Origin of the sequence: uncultured Jatrophihabitans sp. (assembly GCF_964246335.1) — a bacterium.
Classification (GTDB): Bacteria; Actinomycetota; Actinomycetes; order Mycobacteriales; family Jatrophihabitantaceae; genus Jatrophihabitans.
Map to the genome: position 1 here is coordinate 1 of NZ_CAXTQF010000034.1, position 19290 is coordinate 19290.

A 19290-nucleotide genomic window follows, 5' to 3' on the forward strand; every position below is an offset into this window, starting at 1 on the left:
CGGCCGCGGCGCTGCTCGAGGTGCTCGACCCGGCGCAGAACCACACGTTCCGCGATCACTACCTCGAGGTCGACCTCGACCTGTCCGACGTCGTGTTCCTGGCGACGGCCAACGTCGCCGACACGATCCCCGCGGCGCTCTACGACCGCATGGAGGTCGTCACGCTCGACGGCTACACCGAGGACGACAAGGTGTCGATCGCGCGCACGCACCTGCTCGAGCGGCAGCTCGACCGCGCGGCACTGACCGACGACGAGGTGACGATCACCGACGAGGCGCTGCGCGCCATCGCGGGGCAGTACACCCGTGAGGCCGGTGTCCGGCAGCTCGAGCGCTCGCTTGCTCGCGTGTTGCGCAAGGCGGCCACGAAGTTGGCGGCCGAGCCCGAGACGCCGATCGTCGTCGACGAGAAGAACCTGCGTGACTTCCTCGGCCGGCCGCGCTTCCTGCCCGAGTCGGCAGAGCGCACCGCGGTGCCCGGTGTCGCGACGGGGCTCGCGGTCACCGGCGCCGGTGGCGACGTGCTGTTCATCGAGGCCACCTCGATGCCCGGGGACGCCAAGCTCAACCTGACCGGTCAGCTCGGCGACGTGATGAAGGAGTCGGCGCACATCGCGCTGAGCTACCTGCGCTCGCACGGCACCGACCACGGCATCGCCGCTGACGCGTTCGACCGCACGCTGCACCTGCACGTGCCGGCCGGCGCCGTCCCCAAGGACGGCCCGTCCGCCGGCGTGACGATGGTGACGGCGCTGGCGTCGCTCGCCACCGGCAAGCCGGTGCGCTCGGACGTCGGCATGACCGGCGAGGTGACGCTCAATGGCCGGGTGCTGCCGATCGGCGGGGTGAAGCAGAAGCTGCTCGCCGCACAGCGCGCCGGGCTGAAGACGGTGTTCATCCCGCTGCGCAACGAGCCCGATCTCGATGACGTCCCGGCCGAGGTGCTCGACGTCCTCGACGTCCGCCCGGTGGGCGACGTCGGCGAGATTCTCGGCTACGCGCTGGAGACCCAGGCCGAGGCCGAGCGGGAAGAACTGGCCGCCGAGGAGCGCGCCGAGACCGCTGCCTGATCTACCCAGCTGCGGTCGTGATTCCCGCGACGATCACGACCGCAGCGAGGTAGAAGTGCAGGTCAGTCGTCACGAGCCCTGCCCTCCTGCCCGTTCTGGTCGGACGTTCCCCCCGGAGTCCGGCCAGGACGGCCAGGGTGGCAGGGCTTTGCGTTGCTCAGTCGTCGCCGGCGGGGATGACGGCCCACAGGATGAGGTAGCCGACGAACTGCGGCCCGGGCAGCAGGCAGGACAGCACGGCGAGCAGCCGCACCTGCCTGACGGACAGGTCGGTGCGCTCGGCGATCCCGGCGCACACGCCGGCGATCATCCGGCCGCGGCGGGGGCGGCGCAGTCGTGGCGCGCGCGGGGTCGGCGCGCGCGTCGGGTCGGCGGGCATGGTTGGTGTGCTCATGCGACCACGGTGCCCGATGTCCGACGGCGGCGCGTCGGTGAACACCCCGGAGTCCGCCCTGAGATCGCCTTCCCACCCGTAGTGGTCGCTCTCGGACGCGATTTCGCGACCACGTCAGGTGGGAAGGCGAACGTCACTGGCCGAACGCCAGCGGCTCGCGGGTGACGGGGTACGTGGCCCACCGCATGCGGGTGACCCGGCCGTCCTGTGCGGGCGCGTCGCGGGTGAGCTGCAGCAGCTCGCCGCGTTCGCGACCGGAGACGGTGCGGTAGACGTCCTCGCCGACCCGCTCGAAGACCGCCGGCGGCTGCCAGTCCGGCGCGCCGTCCGCCCGTGCCTCGAGGACGCCCTCGCGGACCGAGAACACGAACGGCCTTCCCTCGGAGAACCACAGGCCGAGCACGCCCACGAGTGCGGGCGGCACTGCCGTGCCCGGGCGCCACGCCGGCTCCGGTGCCGGTTCGCGGTCGCTCGCGGTGTCGGCGAGCTCCATGGCGAATGCCGCAGGGTCCGGTGCGGCCGAACTGTTCATCAACGCCAGTGCGCCGGTGCCGGTGGCGCGCTCGGTGAACAATCCGGAGATGTGCCCGGGCATGCCGCCGGTGTGCCCGGCGTAGAGCCGCTCGCCCGAGCGCAGCACCATGAAGCCGAGCCCGATGGAGCCGCCCCATCGCACCGTGTCGGTGAGGATCTGCGGCTGCAGCATCTCCTCCAGGGTGTCCGGCGCGAGCACCTCGGCCGGCGGGTCGGCCACGAACGCCGACCACCGCGCGAGGTCCTCGGCGGTGCTCGCCAGGCCGCCGCACGGCGCCATCGCATTGAACTGCGGCACCGGCTCGCTGATCGGCACGTCGTTGTAGGGCGGCACGAAGTACCCGTGCACGTGCCGACCGTCGAAGCCGACGGACGTGCGGCGCATCCCGAGCGGGTCGAGCAGCCGCGCCCGCAGGCTCTGCTCCCAGGTACGGCCGTCCAACTGCGCCACGAGTTCGCCGAGCACAGCGAACGCCAGATTCGAGTAGTGGAAGACGTGGTGCGGCGTGTCCACCCGCGCCGCCTCGTTGAAGCCGTCCAGCAGCTCGTCGCGATCGGGGTTGACGAGCGTGTCCCAGACGTCGCCGACCGGCTCGCGCTGCATGCCGGACACGTGCGAGAGCAGCGAGCGGATCGTGACGCCCGGGTGCGTGACCGACGGCAGGTGCTTGTCCAGCGGGTCGTCGAGCGCAAGCCTGCCCTCGTCGCGCAGCTGCAGCACGAGTACCGCGGTGAACGTCTTGCTGTTGGACGCGATCAGGAACTGGTCGTCCGGGCCGGGCGCCGTGTCCAGGTCGTCGACGTCCGCCGCGCCGACGCCGAGACCCCACGCGATCTCACCGCCGCGGAGCACGCCGGCGTAGAGCCCGGGCACCCGGTGTTTGCGTTGCCGATCACGGGCGATGCGGTCGAGCGCGGCGGTGGTGTCCGGGCGGAAGCTCATGCCCGCGACCCTAGAACCCCGCCTTCCCACCCACGGTGGTCGCTGCTGGCCCCGATTTCGCGACCATCCCGGGTGGGAAGGCGGGGTTAGAGCGGGATGCGGATCTCGACGATCGTGCCGACGAGCGGTTGTGCGGCGCTCGTGTATCGCCGGGTGCGGGCGTGGTGGCGGATCGCGGCGGCACCGGACGCGAGATACACGCTGCCGCCGAGCCCGCGGACGAGCCGCAGCACGGTCGGCAGTCCGGCGCCACGGCTCGGGTCGTCGTACTCGCTGACGTCCGGCCGCATCGCGAGGTCGATGGCGTGCTCGTCGGTGTCCGCGCCGCGCTTGCGCAGCGTGTGCAGCAGGCCGACCCCGGCGTCCGCGACCGCCACCAGCAGCGTGTTCCGCCGCGGCAGCGTCTGCGCCGCCATGTAGCCCACCGTTGTCGCGTGATCCGGGACGTTGACCCCGATCTCGCCGATGCTCGCGTGCAACGCATCAGCAAGGCGTGAGTCCTGCGAGCGCAGCTTGCGGTGCACCAACGCGGCAAGGCGGGACGCGTCCGCCTCGCGCGCGACCTCGGACAGCTCGACGAGGTTCGTCCGCTGATCACGCTCGGTCCGGCGCACTGGCAGGTCGTGCCGAGCACCGAGCGAGTCGAGCACGGCGCCCAGCCGCATGCGTGCCGCGTAACTGCCCGGCTCCGCACGCGCCGGGGCGCGGACCGCGAAGGCCGTGCCGTGCGCCGCGGCGTGCTGCGCCTGCGCCGCGACGGCCACCATCACCGTCGGGGTCACCCAGTCGACGGCGCGCAGGTCGACGGTGCGCACGTCGTCGACGGTGCTCGCCCGAACCCGGTCGAGGAATCGGTCGGGCGCGCGCATGATCACTGAGCGTAGGTGTCGTCACGGACAGTTTCGGGGCACCTCGCCGACGAGCTCTTGACAACGATGTCATCGGGCGTAAAGGTGCATCCACGGCACATCGGACGCACAGCCAACGCGTCGTGGCCGGCACCCTCGGCAGGAGAACCCGCATGACAGGTACGGCACGGCAGCGCAACGGTGCGCTCTCCCGACGCGCGACGGCCCTCACGGCAGCCGCCGTCACGGTCCTGGGCGTACTCAGCGGCGTCGCCACGCAGCAGGCGTCGGCCGCGGCGGCGCCGGGCTCGTTCGGCACGTCGTTCGAGTCGACCGATCCGCAGGCGTTGTCGAGCACCGTCGAGCAGCAGGGCAGCACCGCGGTCCGGCACGGCATCGACGGGGTGTCCAACCACCTGCCCGGCAGCGTGCTCGACCCGTCGACCACCGTCACCGCGACCGCGGAGAACCCGCCCGGCGAAATAGCGAAGAACCTGCTCGACGGCGACCCGGGCACCAAGTGGCTCGCCTTCACGAGCTCGGCGGACCTGACGTACCACCTGGCAAAGGCCGCGAAGGTCGTCACCTACGCGCTGACGTCGGCCAACGACGCGCCGGAGCGTGACCCGGCCGCGTGGACGCTGCAGGGCTCGACGGACGGGACGTCGTTCACCACCATCGACACGAAGTCGGCGCAGAGCTGGACCGACCGCGGCCAGCGCCGGACGTTCTCGGTGACGAACCCGGGCAGCTACAGCTGGTACAAGCTGCAGATCACCGCGCCGCAGAGCGGGACGCTTTTGCAACTGGCCGACTGGGACCTCGCCGCGGACACCACCGGCAGCTCCGCGCCGCCGATGGTCACCGCGACCGGCAACGGCCCGACCAGTGGCCTCAACATCAAGCAGAACGCCGGGTTCACCGGCCTGCACGCCTACCAGTACGCGGGTGAGCAGACCGTCGACGGCCGCGCCTACGAGACCAATGTCGTCGACAACAGCCTGAAGCTGCGGGTCGGACCGCGCACCCGGCTCAGCTACAAGATCCTGCCGTCGTTCACCGGCAACAACGTCGCCTACCCGTCGACGTACGCCGCCCTCGATCTGCACTTCACCGACGGCACGTACCTGTCCCAGCTGCACCCGGTGGACCAGCACGGCGTCAGCGCCACCGCCAGCGGACAGGGCATCGGCAAGATCCTCTACGCCGACCAGTGGAACGCGGAGAGCGTCGACGTCGGCAGCGTCGCGCGCGGCAAGACGATCGACCGCATCCTGCTCGCCTACGACGACCCGTCGGCGAAGAAGGGCACCGACTTCGGCGGCTGGGTCGACGACGTCGACCTCGACCCGTCACCGACCCGCGTGGACGCCTCGACACTGACCAACGTCGTCGACACCCGGCGCGGCACGAACGCCAGCGGTTCTTTCTCGCGCGGCAACAACCTGCCGATCAGCGCGCTGCCCAACGGGTTCACCTTCGCCACGCCGGTGACCGACTCGACGTCGAACAGCTGGGAGTACTACTACCAGCAGGCCAACAACGACCAGAACGAACCGACGCTGCAGGGCTTCTCGATCTCGCACGAGCCCAGCCCGTGGATGGGTGACCGCAACCAGTTCTCGGTGATGCCCGAGACGATGAGCACGCCGACGGCCAGCCCGAGCGGACGCGAGCTCGCCTTCACGCACGACCACGAGACCGCGCGACCGGACTACTACCGCGTCGGGTTCGACAACGGGCTGACCACCGAGATGTCGCCCACCGACCACGGCGTCGTCATGCGCTTCACGTTCCCGAGCAACAGTGGCGGCAGCCTGGTCTTCGACACCGTCGACAAGAACGGGTCGTTCAAGTTCGACAAGCGCACCGGCCTCGCGACCGGCTGGGTGGACAACGGCAGCGGGCTGTCGGTCGGCCGCAGCCGGATGTTCCTCGCCGGCACGTTCTCCAGCGCGCCCACGTCCACCGGCATTGCGACCGGCGGCAACCCCGAGGCCGGCTACGCGAAGTTCGGCGTCCGGACGGTCGAGCTGCGGCTCGCGACCAGCTTCATCAGCACCGACCAGGCCGCGCACAACGCCGCGCTCGAACTGACCGGGCGCAGCTTCCAGGCGGTGCACTCGGCGGCGACGAACGCGTGGCAGAAGCGCCTCGGCGTGGTGCGGGTGTCGGGGGAGACAGACTCGCAGCGCGAGACGCTGTACTCGAATCTCTACCGGCTCAACCTGTATCCGAACTCGCAGTTCGAGAACGCCGGCAGCGCTGCGAAGCCGGTCGACGAATACGCCAGCCCGACCGCGGCGCAGACCGGGGACCCGTCCGACACGCACACCAACGCCGCGGTGCACCAGGGCGAGGTCTACGTCAACAACGGCTTCTGGGACACCTACCGAACGGTGTGGCCGGCGTACTCGCTGCTGTACCCGGAGGTCGCGGCCAAGCTGGTCAACGGGTTCGTGCAGCAGTACCGCGACGGCGGTTGGGTCGCGCGGTGGTCGTCACCTGGTTACGCCGATCTGATGACCGGCACCAGCAGTGACGTCGCATTCGCGGGCGCTTACCTGCGCGGCGTCAAGCTCAAGGATCCGCTCGGCACCTACGAGGCAGGCTTGAAGAACGCCACCGTGCTGCCGACGGCCAGCGGGGTGGGCCGCAAGGGGCTGTCGACGTCGATCTTCAAGAAGTACACCGACACGAACACCGGTGAGTCGGTGTCCTGGCAGCTCGAGGGCGACATCAACGACGAAGGCCTGGCGCAGATGGCCGCCGGGCTCGCGAAGGACCCGCGCGTCCCGGCGAGCAAGCGCAGCGAACTCCGTGACGAGGCTGCGTACCTCGCCGACCGCGCCGGACAGTACGTCAACCTGTTCGACCCGAGCATCAACTTCTTCCAGGGCCGCAAGCCGGACGGCTCGTGGAACCAGTCGAAGTCCGAGTACGACCCCGAGTCGTGGGGCGGTGTCTATACCGAGACCGACGGCTGGAACTTCGCCTTCCACGCGCCGCAGGACGGGCAGGGGCTCGCCGACCTGTACGGCGGCCGCAAGCAGCTCGCGAACAAGCTCGACCAGTTCTTCGCCACCCCGGAGCTGGCGAACAAGCCGGGCGGGTACGGCGGCGTCATCCACGAGATGGTCGAAGCGCGTGCGGTGCGGATGGGCCAGCTGGGCATGAGCAACCAGCCGAGCCACCACATCCCGTATATGTACGACTACGTGCAGCAGCCCTACAAGACGCAGGCGCTCGTGCGTGAGGTCATGCGGCGGCTCTACGTCGGCAGCGAGATCGGCCAGGGTTACACCGGCGACGAGGACAACGGCGAGATGTCGTCGTGGTACATCCTGTCCTCGCTGGGCATCTACCCGCTGCAGAGCGGATCGCCGAACTGGGTCGTCGGCAGCCCGCTGTTCCCGAAGGTCGTCGTGCACCGCTCCACCGGTGACCTGACGATCACCGCGAAGAACAACAGCACGGACAACGTCTATGTGCAGTCGCTGAAGGTGAACGGCCGGCCGACGCAGTCGACGTCGCTGTCGACCAAGCAGCTCGCCGGCAACGCGTCGCTCGCCTTCACCATGGGCCCGCGCGCGTCGTCGTGGGGCACCGGGAAGAACGACGTCCCGGCCTCACCGACCAGCGGGTCGAAGGCGCCGACACCGGACGAGGACGCCACCAGTCAAGGTGTCGGCACGCTGACCGCGGCCAACGGCCAGGACGTCGACGCACTCACCGACGACGACTCGACGACGCAGACCACGTTCGCCGACGGCATTCCGGCGCTGTCGTGGACGACCGACGGCGCGTCGCAGAAGGTGTCGATGTACACGCTGACGTCCGGCTCCGCGCCGGGCGATCCGTCGGCGTGGACGCTCGAGGCGTCGCAGAACGGCCGGACGTGGCGCACCGTCGACAGCCGCAGCAACGAGTCCTTCCCATGGCGCGGGCAGACGCGGCCGTTCTCGATCGCGCACCCCGGCTCGTACCGCATGTACCGGCTGCTGTTCACCGGCGGCGGTCAGCAGTCGCTCGCCGAGGTCGAACTGCTGGTCAAGCCGGGCTCGTCGGGCACGCACAAGCTGACCGTCACGCCGGCGAAGGGCGCCACCGCGCGCTCCGGCGCTCCGGTCACCGTCCGGCCGGCGACGTTCGTCGGCACCGGCAGGTCGACGGCGGCGGACTACACCGCGAGCATCGACTGGGGCGACGGTTCGACGTCCGCGGGATCGATCAGCGCCGGGCAGTTGAACTCCTACGCGGTGTCCGGCACGCACACGTACGCGAAGCCCGGTTACTACCGGGTGGCGGTCAGCGTCGGCGACGGATCGCAGACCTCGACCGGCGTCAGCAGCGTGACCGTGTCGCAGGCGCCGAGCAGCCCGCCGGTGAGCGGGTTTGACACCACCTGCATCAGTGACGACGGCACGTCGGCCGACTGCGACGGTGGTGACTACTCGTACTCGCGGCAGGCACTCGAGCAGGCCGGTGTCACGCAGGGCGTGCCGTTCACGATCAGCGGCACGTCGCTGCACGCCACGCTGCCGGCGGTCGCGGCGAACACACCGGACAACGCGGAAGGCGACGGTCAGACGGTGGCCGTCACCGTGCCGAAGGACGCGACGCACATCGCGTTCGTCGGCACCGGCACCGAGGGCAACCAGAGCGCTACGGCGACGTTGAAGTTCAGCGACGGCTCGACGCAGTCCGTGCCGATGAACTTCCCGGACTGGACGCTCGGCGGCGGTGGTACGCCACCCGCCGGCTACACGGTGGCCGCGGCGACGCAGTACCGGTTGAGCGACGGCACGCCCGACTCGGCGAAGCCGTACATCTTCGCCGCGCCCGCGATCGCGCTGCCGGGCGGCAAGACGCTGACCGGCGTCGTCATGCCGAAGCAGGCTGGCACACGCAAGGACCAGGGTCGGGTGCACCTGTTCGCGGTCGCCGACGACGGCACGCCGCCGGCAGCAGTGACCTACGCGCCCGCGGCGGCGGGCAAGGCGGTGACCGGCAAGGCGACCACGCTGACACTCGGCACGGCGGCTGGCGGCACGGCCAGCTACACCGCGCGGGTGCAGTGGGGCGATGCCTCGGTCACCGGGGACGCTGTGGTGGCCGGCGACGGCACGATCACCGGCACGCACACCTGGACGGCGCCGGGCACCTACACCGTGCACGTGACCGTGTCGGACTCGCAGGGCAGCACAACGTCGACGGTGCCGGTGACGGTGACCGATCCGGCGAAGCAGGCCATCGCGACCGGCTCGTCCTCGGCCAGGGCCGGCGCGCCGGTCACGGTGACGGGTCGCGGCTTCACCCCGCAGGAGACGGTGCGGCTGGCGATGGCCGCACCGCGAGCGCAGGCGATCGACGCCACTGCCGACCGGTCCGGCCGCATCACTGCGCAGCTGACCGTCCCGGCCGGGACGGCGCCGGACATCTACGCGGTGACCGCCACCGGTGCGCGCTCGCGCATCCCGGCGACGACCACCGTCACGGTGTCGTCACCGCAGGCGGCCGGTGCGCGGCCGGCTGCGCAGCAGGTGCGTTCGACGCTCGTGCTGTCGTCTGCCTCGGCGACGCCCGGCGAGCAGGTCACCGCGCAGGGCGCGGGTTACCGGCCGAACCGGGTCGTGACCGTGACGGGCACGACCGGGTCCGGGCGCACGGTGCGGCTCGGCACCGCCCGGGCGAACGGCGACGGCGTGTTCACGACGACGTTCGTGGTGCCTGCGGTCGCGGGTGGGGTGCGCAACGTGCGGACCGGCGGCGCTGCCGCGCCGGCGCTCGGCACCGCGCAGCAGCCGCTGCGCACGATTTCTCGGCCGCACGGGACGCGCTGAGGCTCCGCTGCTCACCCCGTGATCGCACCGGGGTGAGCAGCGCGATCAGGTCTGGCGTCGCAGCGCCTTGCGGTCCAACTTGCCGATGCTCGTCAGCGGGATCTGCTCGAGCACGTGGACCTCGCGCGGGTACTTGACCGCCGAGAGGTGTGCGCGCCCGTAGTCGATCAGCTCCGCGCCGGTGACGGCGGCGTCCGGGTGCAGCTGCACGTACGCGACGACCTCCTCACCGTTGTCGGCATCGGGCCGGCCGATCACGGCGGCCACCGCGACGGCCGGATGCCGGATCAGCGCTTCCTCGACGTCGCGCGGGTAGACGTTGAAGCCGTTGCGCAGGATGACGTCCTTCATCCGGTCGACGACATACAGGTAACCGTCCTCGTCGAGGTGCCCGACGTCGCCGGTGTGGAACCACTCGTCACGCACCGCGGCAGCGGTGGCGTCCGGGTCGTGCCAGTAGCCGGTCATCATCGACGGCGTCCGGATACAGATCTCGCCGTCCGTGCCGGCCGGCGCGTCGCCGCCCTCGAGCAGTTCGATCCGCAGGTCGACCGACGGCGCGGCGAGCCCGACGCTGCCGTCGCGGCCGCGTCCCGGCGGCGTCGACGAGGCGGACGCGGCGGTCTCCGAGCAACCGTAACCCTCGACGACCTCGACGTGCGGCAACCGGCGCCGCCACTCGTCGAGCACCTCGCGCGGCAACGGCGCGCTGCCGCTGACCAGCCGCTCGAGCCGCGACAGGTCGTAGGACTCCAACGGCTGGGTCGCGAGCACACGCAGCATGGTGGGGACGACCGCGCCGATCTGCGCGCCGTGCTCCTGCGCGAGCGAGAGCCAGCCCGCCGGGTCGAACCAGCGCATGAGCACCGTCCGGTTCGGCCGCACCGCGTGCACACCCATCGTCGCCACCAGCAGGCCGTACGCGTGCGCGAGCGGCAGCGGCAGCAGCGATACCGAGTGCTCGGCCTCGATGCCTGCGTAGGTCGCTGCCCACGCCGACGAAGACAGCGCATCGTGGCTGAGCACGACGCCCTTGGACCGGCCGGTGGTCCCGCCGGTGTAGAGCAGCGCGGCCATCTCGGCCGGGTCGACCGTCGTGATGGGCGCCTCGCGTCCGGAGGCGAGCTCGGCGAAGGACGCGACGCCGTCGACGGTGTCGCCGGCGACCACGCAGCGCACGTCCAGCCCGGCCGACGCGGCCGCGATCCGCGGTGCGAACTCCGGCGTCGTCACCACCGCCCGCGCACCGGAATCGGTGAGGGCGTGGCGCAGTTCGTCGTCGCTGAGCAGGAACAGCAACGGCGTTACAGCGGCGCCGAGCCGCCATACCGCGTGGTAGGTCTGCAGCACCTCGGGGCAGTTCGCCATGCACACAGCGACGCGGTCACCGCTACCCACACCGAGCGTGGCCAGCCCGGCGGCGAACCGGCGGGCGCGAGCCCCTGCCTCGTCCGCTCGCAGCGTCGTCCCCTCGAACACCAGGCTGCTCTGCGCGCCGAACCGTTCCTCCGCAGCCTCGGCAAGCTGGGCGAGCGTCGACCCGCGCGGCTCACTGAGCATCCGCAACCCGGTCGATGCCATGGTGCGCCTCCGCGTCTGCAACGCTGCATCGGTGGACAGCCCGTCGAGCGACCGCCCGCTTCGCAACCTAGGTACCCAACGTGCCGCCCGCAACGCGATGCCCGGCCTCTGGTCGACCATGGGGTACCGCCTGGACGCCTGGGAGGTCGGCACGAGCACGGTGTCGTGGGAGGCGACGCAGGACTACGGGTTCGCCACCTCCAACGGCTACGTCGTCCAGGGCGGCCTGGTGACGGCGCAGCTCGACTCGGCGATGGGCGGTGCCTGCTGGACCGTCCTCGACGACACCCAGATCTTCCTCACCGCCGACCTGCGCGTGGAGTTCCTGCGCAGCACGCCGATGGGACACCTGGTGGCGGTAGGCACCGTAGTGCGCGCAACATCGCGCGTCGTGTTCTGCGCCGGCGAGTTGCACCTCGACAGCCCCGACGGTGCGTTGCTCGCCAGTGCCCGCTGCACGCAGGTGGTGCTTCCCGCCGATCACCGTGGCCGGCGCGCGACCGGGTGAACCCGGCTGCGCGGTCGAGTTCGCCGCATCAACGCTCGAGTCAGCCCCGGTTGCACTCGCGGGAGGTGAACGTCGCCGGTCCGGACTCGTAGCTCAACGACGTGTAGTTGATGCTCGCGCGTTCGCTCTGCGGGTCGACCACGTCCTCACCGTGAACGCTCACCGGTTCGTTGTCCGGTCCGAACAACGTCACCGACGTGACGAAAACGAATTCCCTGCCGCCGGGGATCGGCACCGTGCGCTGAGCCTTGGCTGATCCCGTACCACTGTCCTCGAGCGGGACGGCCATCAGCCAATTGTGGCGCGACAGCGGTCCGAGGACGTCGAGCACCGACTCGTAACTGAGCATCTCGTCGCCGCTGCCGGACTGTCGGCGGCAATCGGGCGTCGTGCGGAGGGCGTAAGCCCTGATCAGGTGCGGGCCCGAGGTGAGCGCGGGCGTCGTGCCCGCGGGACGTCCACTTTCGTCGTGTTGAGCGCGACGGGAATGGGGTGCTGACGTTCCGCTCTGCTGGCGTGTCGGCGCGGCGCCGGCGGATGAGGTGTCGGCCCATGGCCGCCACATGGCCGCCGAGGTAAGAGTCACTGCCGCGATGCAGAGCACGACGGCCGGGCGACGCAGGCCGCCGCCGACAATGGAGCGCTTGCGGTGTCTCGCCATTCAGTCCTCGCCTCGCCATGTGCCGACTTGTGCTCGTGGTCCATCGCGGGGGGAGGTGCCGTGACTGCCGCAGGCCGTCGACCGAGGTTTGCGGCCGACGTTAAGTTCTTGTGAGGTTACAACGCTGGGCGCGTCCAGTCCAGCCCGCGCTACCGGTGGATCGGCAGGCTGATCGACGGGGTGCCGATCGGGAGCGGGCCGCGACTTGACGTCGCAGGGACAGGGGTACGGCTGTGCGTCTGCGCCGGCGCCCGACTCGTGGTGCCGTGGCGCGCCGAACGCGTGCTGTGCGACTGCGCGTTCGGTCGGGCAGCCGCGTTGGGTGCGGGGGCGCCGCTCGCTCCGGCAGCGCCGGCCGATCCCACGGAGCCGTTCGCGGCCGCGGGGCTGGTGGCGTGCGGCGCAGCGGTACGCAGTGGCGAGACGAGCCCGGACGGCGCGCCCACCGGAGGCTGGGTCGCCGAGGCCGGCGTCACCTGCGCCGGTCCCGTCGACTTGTGCCCACGCGGGGCGACCTGCGGCGAGCCGCCGGCCCACGGGCGCCAGACGAGGGCGGCCGTCGCCACGGCGGCCAGCACGCAGGCGGCAGCGAGCAGGACGCGGGCATTGCCGTGGATCCGCTGCGGCTTGTTGTGCTTCACCATGCGATCTCTTCCGTCATCCGGACACAATCCATCGAACAGATCGGCCGGCGTGCGGGCTACTTGAGCTGGCTGGAGCTCTTGCCGAGCAGCCGCCGCGCGACGATGAGCTGCTGGATCTGCTGGGTGCCTTCGAAGATGTCGAGGATCTTGGAGTCGCGTGCCCACTTCTCCAGCAACGACTCCTCGCTGTAGCCGAACGCCCCGGCCAGCTCGACGCAGCGCAGGGTGATCTCGGTGGCGACGCGGCCAGCCTTCGCCTTCGCCATGGACGCCTGCAGCGAGTTCGGCTTGCGGTTGTCGGCCATCCACGTCGACTGCAGGGTCAACAGGTACGCGGCCTCCCAGTCGGCCTCCATCTGCAGGTACGTCGCCGCCGCGGTGTGTTGCACGTTGGCCGGGCGGTCGTAGTCGATCTCGACGCCGGCCTGCGCGAGCAGGTCCTCGGTCGCGTCCAGCGCTGCGCGGGCGCAGCCGACGGCCATGCCAGCCACCAGCGGCCGGGTGTTGTCGAAGGTCTGCATGACGCCGGCGAAGCCCTGGCCGGTGTCGTCGTTGATCTCCGGGTCGCCGAGCATGTTCTCTTTGGGCACCCGGCAGTCGGTGAAGCGGATGGTGGCGGTGTCCGAGGCGCGGATGCCGAGCTTGTGCTCGAGCCGCTCGACGACGACACCGGGCCGATCCTTCTCGACCACGAACGATTTGATGGCCGCGCGGCCCTTCGACTTGTCCAGCGTCGCCCAGACGACGACGGCGTCCGAGCGGCCGCCGGCAGTCACGTAGATCTTCTCGCCGTTGAGGACGTAGTCGTCACCGTCGCGCACGGCGGTGGTGGACACCTTGGACGAGTCCGACCCGAAGCTGGGCTCGGTGATCGCCATCGACGCCCACAGCTTGCCGAAGCGCTCGAGCTGCTCGTCGTTGGCCACCGAGGCGATGGCGGCGTCGCCCAGCCCCTGCCGTGGCATGGACAGCACCATCGCGACGTCGCCCCAGCACGCCTCCATGATCGACAGCACCGAGGACATGTTCGTGCCGTTGCGGTTCGACGCGCTGCCGTCGCCCGGATCACGACGCACACCCCGCGCGCCGGTGCCGCCCTCGCCGCCGTCGTTCATGCCGTCGACCACCGAGGCGAGCATGTCGAGTTCCTGAATCGGACCGCCCGGCTCGGTGTTCGAGGCACGGTCGTACTTACGCGAGATGGGGCGGAAGATCTCGGTCGAGACCTGATGCGCCTGATTGACGAGCAGGCCGAATTTCTTCGGCGTCTCCAGGTTGATCGTCATACGAGCACGACCCCTTCCATCAGTGCGCACGCGCGCAGGTCGCGATACCAGCGTTCCACCGGGTGCTCCTTGACGAAGCCGTGGCCGCCGAGCAGCTGCACGCCGTCGCTGCCGATCTTCATGCCGTACTCGGACGTCAGTCGGCGCGCGATGCCGGCCTCGCGCGCGTAGGAGAGCCCCTGCTCGGCGCGTGCCGCGGCGCGCAGGGTGGCCAGACGCGCGCCCGCCAGCTCGATCGCGATGTCGGCGACCTTGAAGGCCACCGCCTGCCGGTGGCTGATCGGCTCGCCGAACGCCTCACGCTCGTTGACGTAGGGGATGACGTAGTCGAGCACCGCCTTGCCGGTGCCGCAGGCCAGCGCCGCCCAGCCGATACGCGAGAGGCGGATGCACTCGCGGTACACCTCGGGCCGGCCGTCGCCGAGCAGCGCGTTGGCGGGCAGCGCGACGTTGTCCAGGATCAGCTTGGCCGTCGCGGCGGCGCGCAGGCCCATCGCAGGCTCGGCCTCGAACTGCACGCCCGTCGTGCCCGACTCGACGACGAACAGCGCGGGCTCGCCCTCGAGGTCGGCCGCGACGACGAACAGCTCGGCCTCGGCCGCGCGCGGCACGAGGGCCTTCGCGCCGTCGAGCACGAAGCCGCCGCCGGCGCGCCGGGCCGTGGTGCGCAGCACGAACGGGTCGAACAGCGGGCGCGCCTCGAGCACCGCCAGCGCTGCGGCGGGGACGTCGTCACCGACGAACGCCGGCAGGTAGGTCGCCTGCTGCTGCTCGTCGCCCCACAGCACCAGTGCGTTGCTGACCGCGGCGGGTGCCAGGCAGGCAACGGCCTGGCCCATGTCCCCGTGCGCCAGCGCTTCGGCAACCAGCACGCCTGTGGTGGCCGAGCGTTCCGCGCCCATGCCGCCCAGCGATTCCGGCACCCCGACGAGGGTGACGCCGAGCTCCACGACCGAGCGCTTGAGCAGCTCCGGCGACGTCGCGCAGTCGGTGTCGGCCTGCTCGGCCACCGGACGCAGCTGCTCGGCCGCGAATTCGGCCGTCGCCTCGGCGATCATCTGCTGCTCGTCGGTGGGTGTGAGGTCGAACAGGTCGCGCCCACCCGCGGTGCTCGGTCGCTCCGGCTGGTTGCGCTGCTGCACGGCGGCGAAGGTGCGGTTGGCGACGCCGACGCCCCGGAAGCCGTTCTTCGCGCCCCGGTAGACGGCGCGCTCGAGCGGCTTGCGCAGGTTCAGCCTGTCGAGGACGGGCACGCCCGCGAGACGGTTGAGGGCGGCGAGGCCCACGCCCATCGCGTCGCGCCCGCGCCGGTTGCGGCCTGACATGTGGTTGCTCCCGGAATGTGTGACAAAAAGTCAGTGGTACGACTGGTTTCAGGTAAATCTACTGGGCACGGCGCGGTGTGCAAGCCGGTCGTGACCCAGGCCGCACGATGTCGCCGGCGCCGCCGTCACGCCCGCACCACGCGGAACGGGCGCGGGCTATCGTTCGTTCGACTTCTGTCAGACTCTCTCGCCGGCCGGACCACGGTCGACGGACCCGCTGGAGGCGGCCCGATGGCCCAGAACCCCGTCATCAACCGATTCGGCCGTGCGGCCGGGGGCAACCCGCCCACGCCGGACGCCACCGAGTTGCAGGGGATGTTCGACAAGCCGGCTTACGCCGGGCCGCGGCCGAACGAGCAGTACATGACGCTCGACTCGGTGGTCCAGCGCACCGCCGCGATGCTCGGCACCATCGTGCTGGCCGGCGCGATCGCGTGGGTGGCACTGCCCGACCGGCTGTTCCTGCCCGCGCTGATCATCTCGGCGGTGGCCGGCCTCGGCCTCGGCTTGTTCATGTCCTTCACCATGCGCGTCAACGCGTTCACCGCGCTGCTGTACTCGGTGTTCGAGGGGGTGCTGCTGGGCGCGATCAGCCACGTCTTCGAGCAGCGGTACCCGGGCATCGTTATCCAAGCGGTCGCGGGCACCGTGATGGTCGCGGCGGGCATGCTGTTCGTCTACAAGATCGGTGCAATTCGGGTCACCCCGCGTTTCACCCGCATCGTCGTGGGCGCGACCATCGGCGTGTTCGGGTTGATGCTCGTCAACCTGATCGCGTACCTGTTCACGCCGAACGGCCTGGATCTGCGCAGCGGCGGCCCGATCGCGGTCATCTTCAGCCTCGTGTGCATCGTGATCGCCTCGATGAACCTCGTGATGGACTTCGACTTCATCGAGCGCGGCATCCGGCAGGGCGCGCCGCAGCGGCTGGCCTGGTACGCCGCCTTCGGGTTGACCGTCACCCTCGTGTGGCTCTACCTCGAGATCCTGCGACTGATCGGTTACGCGCGGCGCTGAACGGCGTCATCTCGTAACGAAGGGCGGGCCAGTGTGACCGGCCCGCCCTTTCGTCGTGCGGATCGACTGCTGCAGCTGCCCCCCAGCGTCTGCGCTGTCGACCCGACGTCGCGGCCCGGCAATCTCCCTCGCGAACTTCCGGACCGTCTTGCCAGGTCCAACGAGGCGTCTGCCTGCCGGTTGCGCCGCTGTGGCGTCGCAAACAAATTTGTTAGAAGTCCTAGGTGAGCCGTTCGACGATCATGGCCATGCCCTGGCCGCCGCCGACGCACATGGTTTCCAGCCCGAACTGCTTGTCGTGGAAGGCCAGCGAGTTGAGCAGGGTGGACGTGATACGGGCGCCGGTCATACCGAACGGGTGCCCGACCGCGATCGCGCCACCGTTGACGTTGAGCCGGTCCGGGTCGATGCCGAGCTCGCGGTACGAGGGGATGACCTGCGCGGCGAAGGCCTCGTTGATCTCGACGAGGTCGATGTCGCCGATCTGCATGCCGGCCTTGGCCAGCGCGCGACGCGTCGCCTCGACCGGGCCGAACCCCATGATCTCGGGTGACAACCCGCTGACGCCGGTGGCGACGATGCGCGCCAGTGGCGTGAGGCCGAGCTCGGCTGCCTTGGTGTCGCTCATGATGATCACTGCGGCCGCGCCGTCGTTAAGGGCACAGCAGTTGCCGGCGGTGACGCGCCCGTCCGGGCGGAACACCGGCTTGAGGCCGGCGACCGCGTCGTAGGTGACTCCGGCGCGCGGGCCGTCGTCCTTCGTGACCTGGGTACCGTCCGGCAGCGTGATCGGCGTGATGTCCTTGGCCCAGAAGCCGTTGGCCAGCGCCTGCTCGGCGAGGTTCTGGGACCGCACACCGAAGTGGTCCATGTCCTCGCGGCTGACGTCCTTGTACAGCGCGAGGTTCTCGGCCGTCTGGCCCATCGCGATGTAGACGTCGGGCAGCGTGTCGTCCTGGCGCGGGTCGTGCCACTCACTCGCGCCGGACTCGGCGGCCTTCGCGGTGCGCTGCTCGGCCTCGGCGTATTTCGGGTTGTGCGTGTCCGGCCAGCCATCGGCGTTGCCCTTGTTGTAACGCGACACCGTCTCGACGCCGGCGGAGATGAACACGTCGCCCTCCCCGGCCTTGATGGCGTGGAACGCCATCCGCGAGGTCTGCAGCGACGACGAGCAGTAGCGATTGACGGTCGTGCCGGGCATGAAGTCGTAGCCGAGCTGCACGGCGACGGTGCGGCCGATGTTCTGGCCCGACTCGCCGGCCGGCTGGCCGCAGCCCATCATCAGGTCGTCGACGTCGTGCGGGTCCAACGCCGGCACCTTGTCCAGCGCAGCACGCACCATCTGGGTGGCCAGGTCGTCCGGCCGGATGCTCGTCATCGAGCCCTTGTTGGCGCGGCCGATGGGCGAGCGGGCGGTCGAGACAATAACGGCTTCGGGCATGGCGACTCCTCGGTGACGGCTGCGTTCACCTCGATGTTGCCACCGCGCCGCGCCGCAGTGCACCGCGGACCGCGAATCTCACGTCACGGGGCCGTCCGGCACCGGCGTTGCGGCCTCCGGCGACGTGTGCGGCGCATCGCGGGGACGCCGGCGCCGCAGCAACTGGGCGAACTGGCCGCGGCGGCCCTCCGCGCGGCCGAACCGTTCCGCAGGCGCCACCTCTGTGCCGGGCCGCACGACGGCCTGCGCCGCGGCCCGCTGCACCGTCTTGACCCGCCGGGTGGTGAACGTGCTGGCGCTGCGCACCCTGGTGCTCACGCCGAGCGCGTCCAGGGCGGACGGCAGGATCGCCTGCGCGGCCTCGGCGTACCCGGCCGCCGAGGGGTGGAAGCGGTCCTCTGAGAAGTATTCGAGATGCGTGGCGAACAGCGGTCCCAGCAGGTCGCCGAGCGACACCGTCCGGCCCCCGGCGCGCACCACGGCCACCGTCTGTGCCTTGGCCATCCTGCGCGACAGCCGGCGCGCGTAGGCGCGTAGGGGCTGCGCCAGCGGGCGGATGGTGCCGAGGTCCGGGCAGGTGCCGACCACCACCTCGGCGCCCAGGCTGCAGATGCGCGCGATGGCCGACTCCAGCAGCGGCACCGCGTCCTTCGGGGCGGTGCGCTCGGTGACGTCGTTCGCGCCGACGATGAGCACGACGAGGTCGGATCGCCCGCGCAGGGCCGCCAGCGCGTCGACCTGGTCGAGCAGGTCCTTCGATTCCGCGCCGACAACGGCGAGATTGGTGAGGTGCACCGGGCGGCGCGCGACCTCCGAGATGCCGATGGCCAGCTGCGCGCCCGGGGTGTCGCGGTCGCGGTAGACGCCGTAGCCGGCGGAGGTCGAGTCACCGAGCATCGCGATCCGGATCGGCGGGCGGGTGCGGCTCACCCCCGCTGCCGCCCACGTGGTGTCGTTCGACGGCGGCGGCGGGTCGGTGGCGACCGGAATGCGACGGCGGGCCAGCTTGATCTCGCCCCAGATCACGGCGCTCAGGGTCGCCGCACCCGCCGCCATCGCGGTGCCGGTGCCGCCGCCCGCGTACAGCGCGATGCGCGTTCTGCTGCGGCGCTGCCCCATTCCCGGCACGCTAGCGAAACGGCAGGAGACTTTGCGCGAGGCGTCGCGGCAGCTCGGCTCCGGCGGCGCCTCTTCT

Annotated in this window: 14 protein-coding genes; 4 read left to right on the forward strand and 10 right to left on the reverse strand. The window is 70.8% G+C overall.

From position 1 onward, the window contains the following. On the forward strand, positions 1-1070 hold a 1070-nt coding region (locus ACFFCN_RS11120; protein WP_375491576.1), incomplete at its 5' end, for a S16 family serine protease. A 157-nt stretch (positions 1071-1227) separates the two neighbouring features. Here ACFFCN_RS11120 and ACFFCN_RS11125 read toward each other — a convergent pair. From ACFFCN_RS11125 to ACFFCN_RS11135, 3 genes are all read right to left on the reverse strand, one after another. Further along, positions 1228-1464 (reverse strand): PspC domain-containing protein, encoded by a 237-nt coding sequence (locus tag ACFFCN_RS11125; protein WP_375491578.1) that lies wholly within the window; start codon positions 1462-1464, stop codon positions 1228-1230. A gap of 133 nt (positions 1465-1597) precedes the next feature. Then, positions 1598-2941: a serine hydrolase domain-containing protein gene (locus ACFFCN_RS11130; RefSeq protein ID WP_375491579.1), complete on the reverse strand. Its 1344-nt coding sequence runs from the start codon at positions 2939-2941 to the stop codon at positions 1598-1600. 86 nt (positions 2942-3027) lie between these two features. Further along, positions 3028-3810: a hypothetical protein gene (locus tag ACFFCN_RS11135; RefSeq protein ID WP_375491580.1), complete on the reverse strand. Its 783-nt coding sequence runs from the start codon at positions 3808-3810 to the stop codon at positions 3028-3030. Between the two features lie 152 nt (positions 3811-3962). Here ACFFCN_RS11135 and ACFFCN_RS11140 point away from each other — a divergent pair, with 152 nt between their 5' ends. Then, positions 3963-9632 (forward strand): GH92 family glycosyl hydrolase, encoded by a 5670-nt coding sequence (locus tag ACFFCN_RS11140; RefSeq protein WP_375491582.1) that lies wholly within the window; start codon positions 3963-3965, stop codon positions 9630-9632. 45 nt (positions 9633-9677) lie between these two features. Here ACFFCN_RS11140 and ACFFCN_RS11145 read toward each other — a convergent pair whose 3' ends face one another. Next, positions 9678-11213 carry a class I adenylate-forming enzyme family protein gene (locus tag ACFFCN_RS11145; protein ID WP_375491586.1) on the reverse strand — a complete coding sequence of 512 codons (1536 nt, stop codon included), beginning with the start codon at positions 11211-11213 and terminating at the stop codon, positions 9678-9680. A 97-nt stretch (positions 11214-11310) separates the two neighbouring features. On the opposite strand from ACFFCN_RS11145, the gene ACFFCN_RS11150 reads away from it, so the two are divergent. Next, on the forward strand, positions 11311-11721 hold the full coding sequence (locus ACFFCN_RS11150; RefSeq protein WP_375491588.1) for a PaaI family thioesterase: 411 nt from the start codon (positions 11311-11313) through the stop codon (positions 11719-11721). A gap of 40 nt (positions 11722-11761) precedes the next feature. Here ACFFCN_RS11150 and ACFFCN_RS11155 read toward each other — a convergent pair whose 3' ends face one another. The 4 genes from ACFFCN_RS11155 to ACFFCN_RS11170 form a co-directional block, all read right to left on the reverse strand. After that, entirely contained in the window at positions 11762-12070 is a 309-nt protein-coding gene (locus ACFFCN_RS11155) for a hypothetical protein (RefSeq protein ID WP_375491590.1), read from the reverse strand. A gap of 461 nt (positions 12071-12531) precedes the next feature. Continuing rightward, on the reverse strand, positions 12532-13026 hold the full coding sequence (locus tag ACFFCN_RS11160; protein ID WP_375491591.1) for a hypothetical protein: 495 nt from the start codon (positions 13024-13026) through the stop codon (positions 12532-12534). Positions 13027-13082: 56 nt separating this feature from the next. Next, on the reverse strand, positions 13083-14312 hold the full coding sequence (locus ACFFCN_RS11165; protein WP_375491593.1) for an acyl-CoA dehydrogenase family protein: 1230 nt from the start codon (positions 14310-14312) through the stop codon (positions 13083-13085). Then, positions 14309-15637, reverse strand: coding sequence for an acyl-CoA dehydrogenase family protein (locus ACFFCN_RS11170; protein WP_375491595.1), 1329 nt, complete (start codon positions 15635-15637; stop codon positions 14309-14311). Before ACFFCN_RS11170 ends, ACFFCN_RS11165 begins: the two co-directional genes overlap by 4 nt. A gap of 231 nt (positions 15638-15868) precedes the next feature. Here ACFFCN_RS11170 and ACFFCN_RS11175 point away from each other — a divergent pair, with 231 nt between their 5' ends. Beyond that, positions 15869-16654, forward strand: coding sequence for a Bax inhibitor-1/YccA family protein (locus ACFFCN_RS11175; RefSeq protein ID WP_375491597.1), 786 nt, complete (start codon positions 15869-15871; stop codon positions 16652-16654). A gap of 220 nt (positions 16655-16874) precedes the next feature. Here ACFFCN_RS11175 and ACFFCN_RS11180 read toward each other — a convergent pair whose 3' ends face one another. Then, complete coding sequence (locus ACFFCN_RS11180; protein ID WP_375491599.1) at positions 16875-18095, reverse strand: acetyl-CoA C-acetyltransferase; 1221 nt, start codon at positions 18093-18095, stop codon at positions 16875-16877. 78 nt (positions 18096-18173) lie between these two features. After that, on the reverse strand, positions 18174-19214 hold the full coding sequence (locus ACFFCN_RS11185) for an SGNH/GDSL hydrolase family protein (protein WP_375491601.1): 1041 nt from the start codon (positions 19212-19214) through the stop codon (positions 18174-18176). Positions 19215-19290 lie beyond the last annotated feature (76 nt).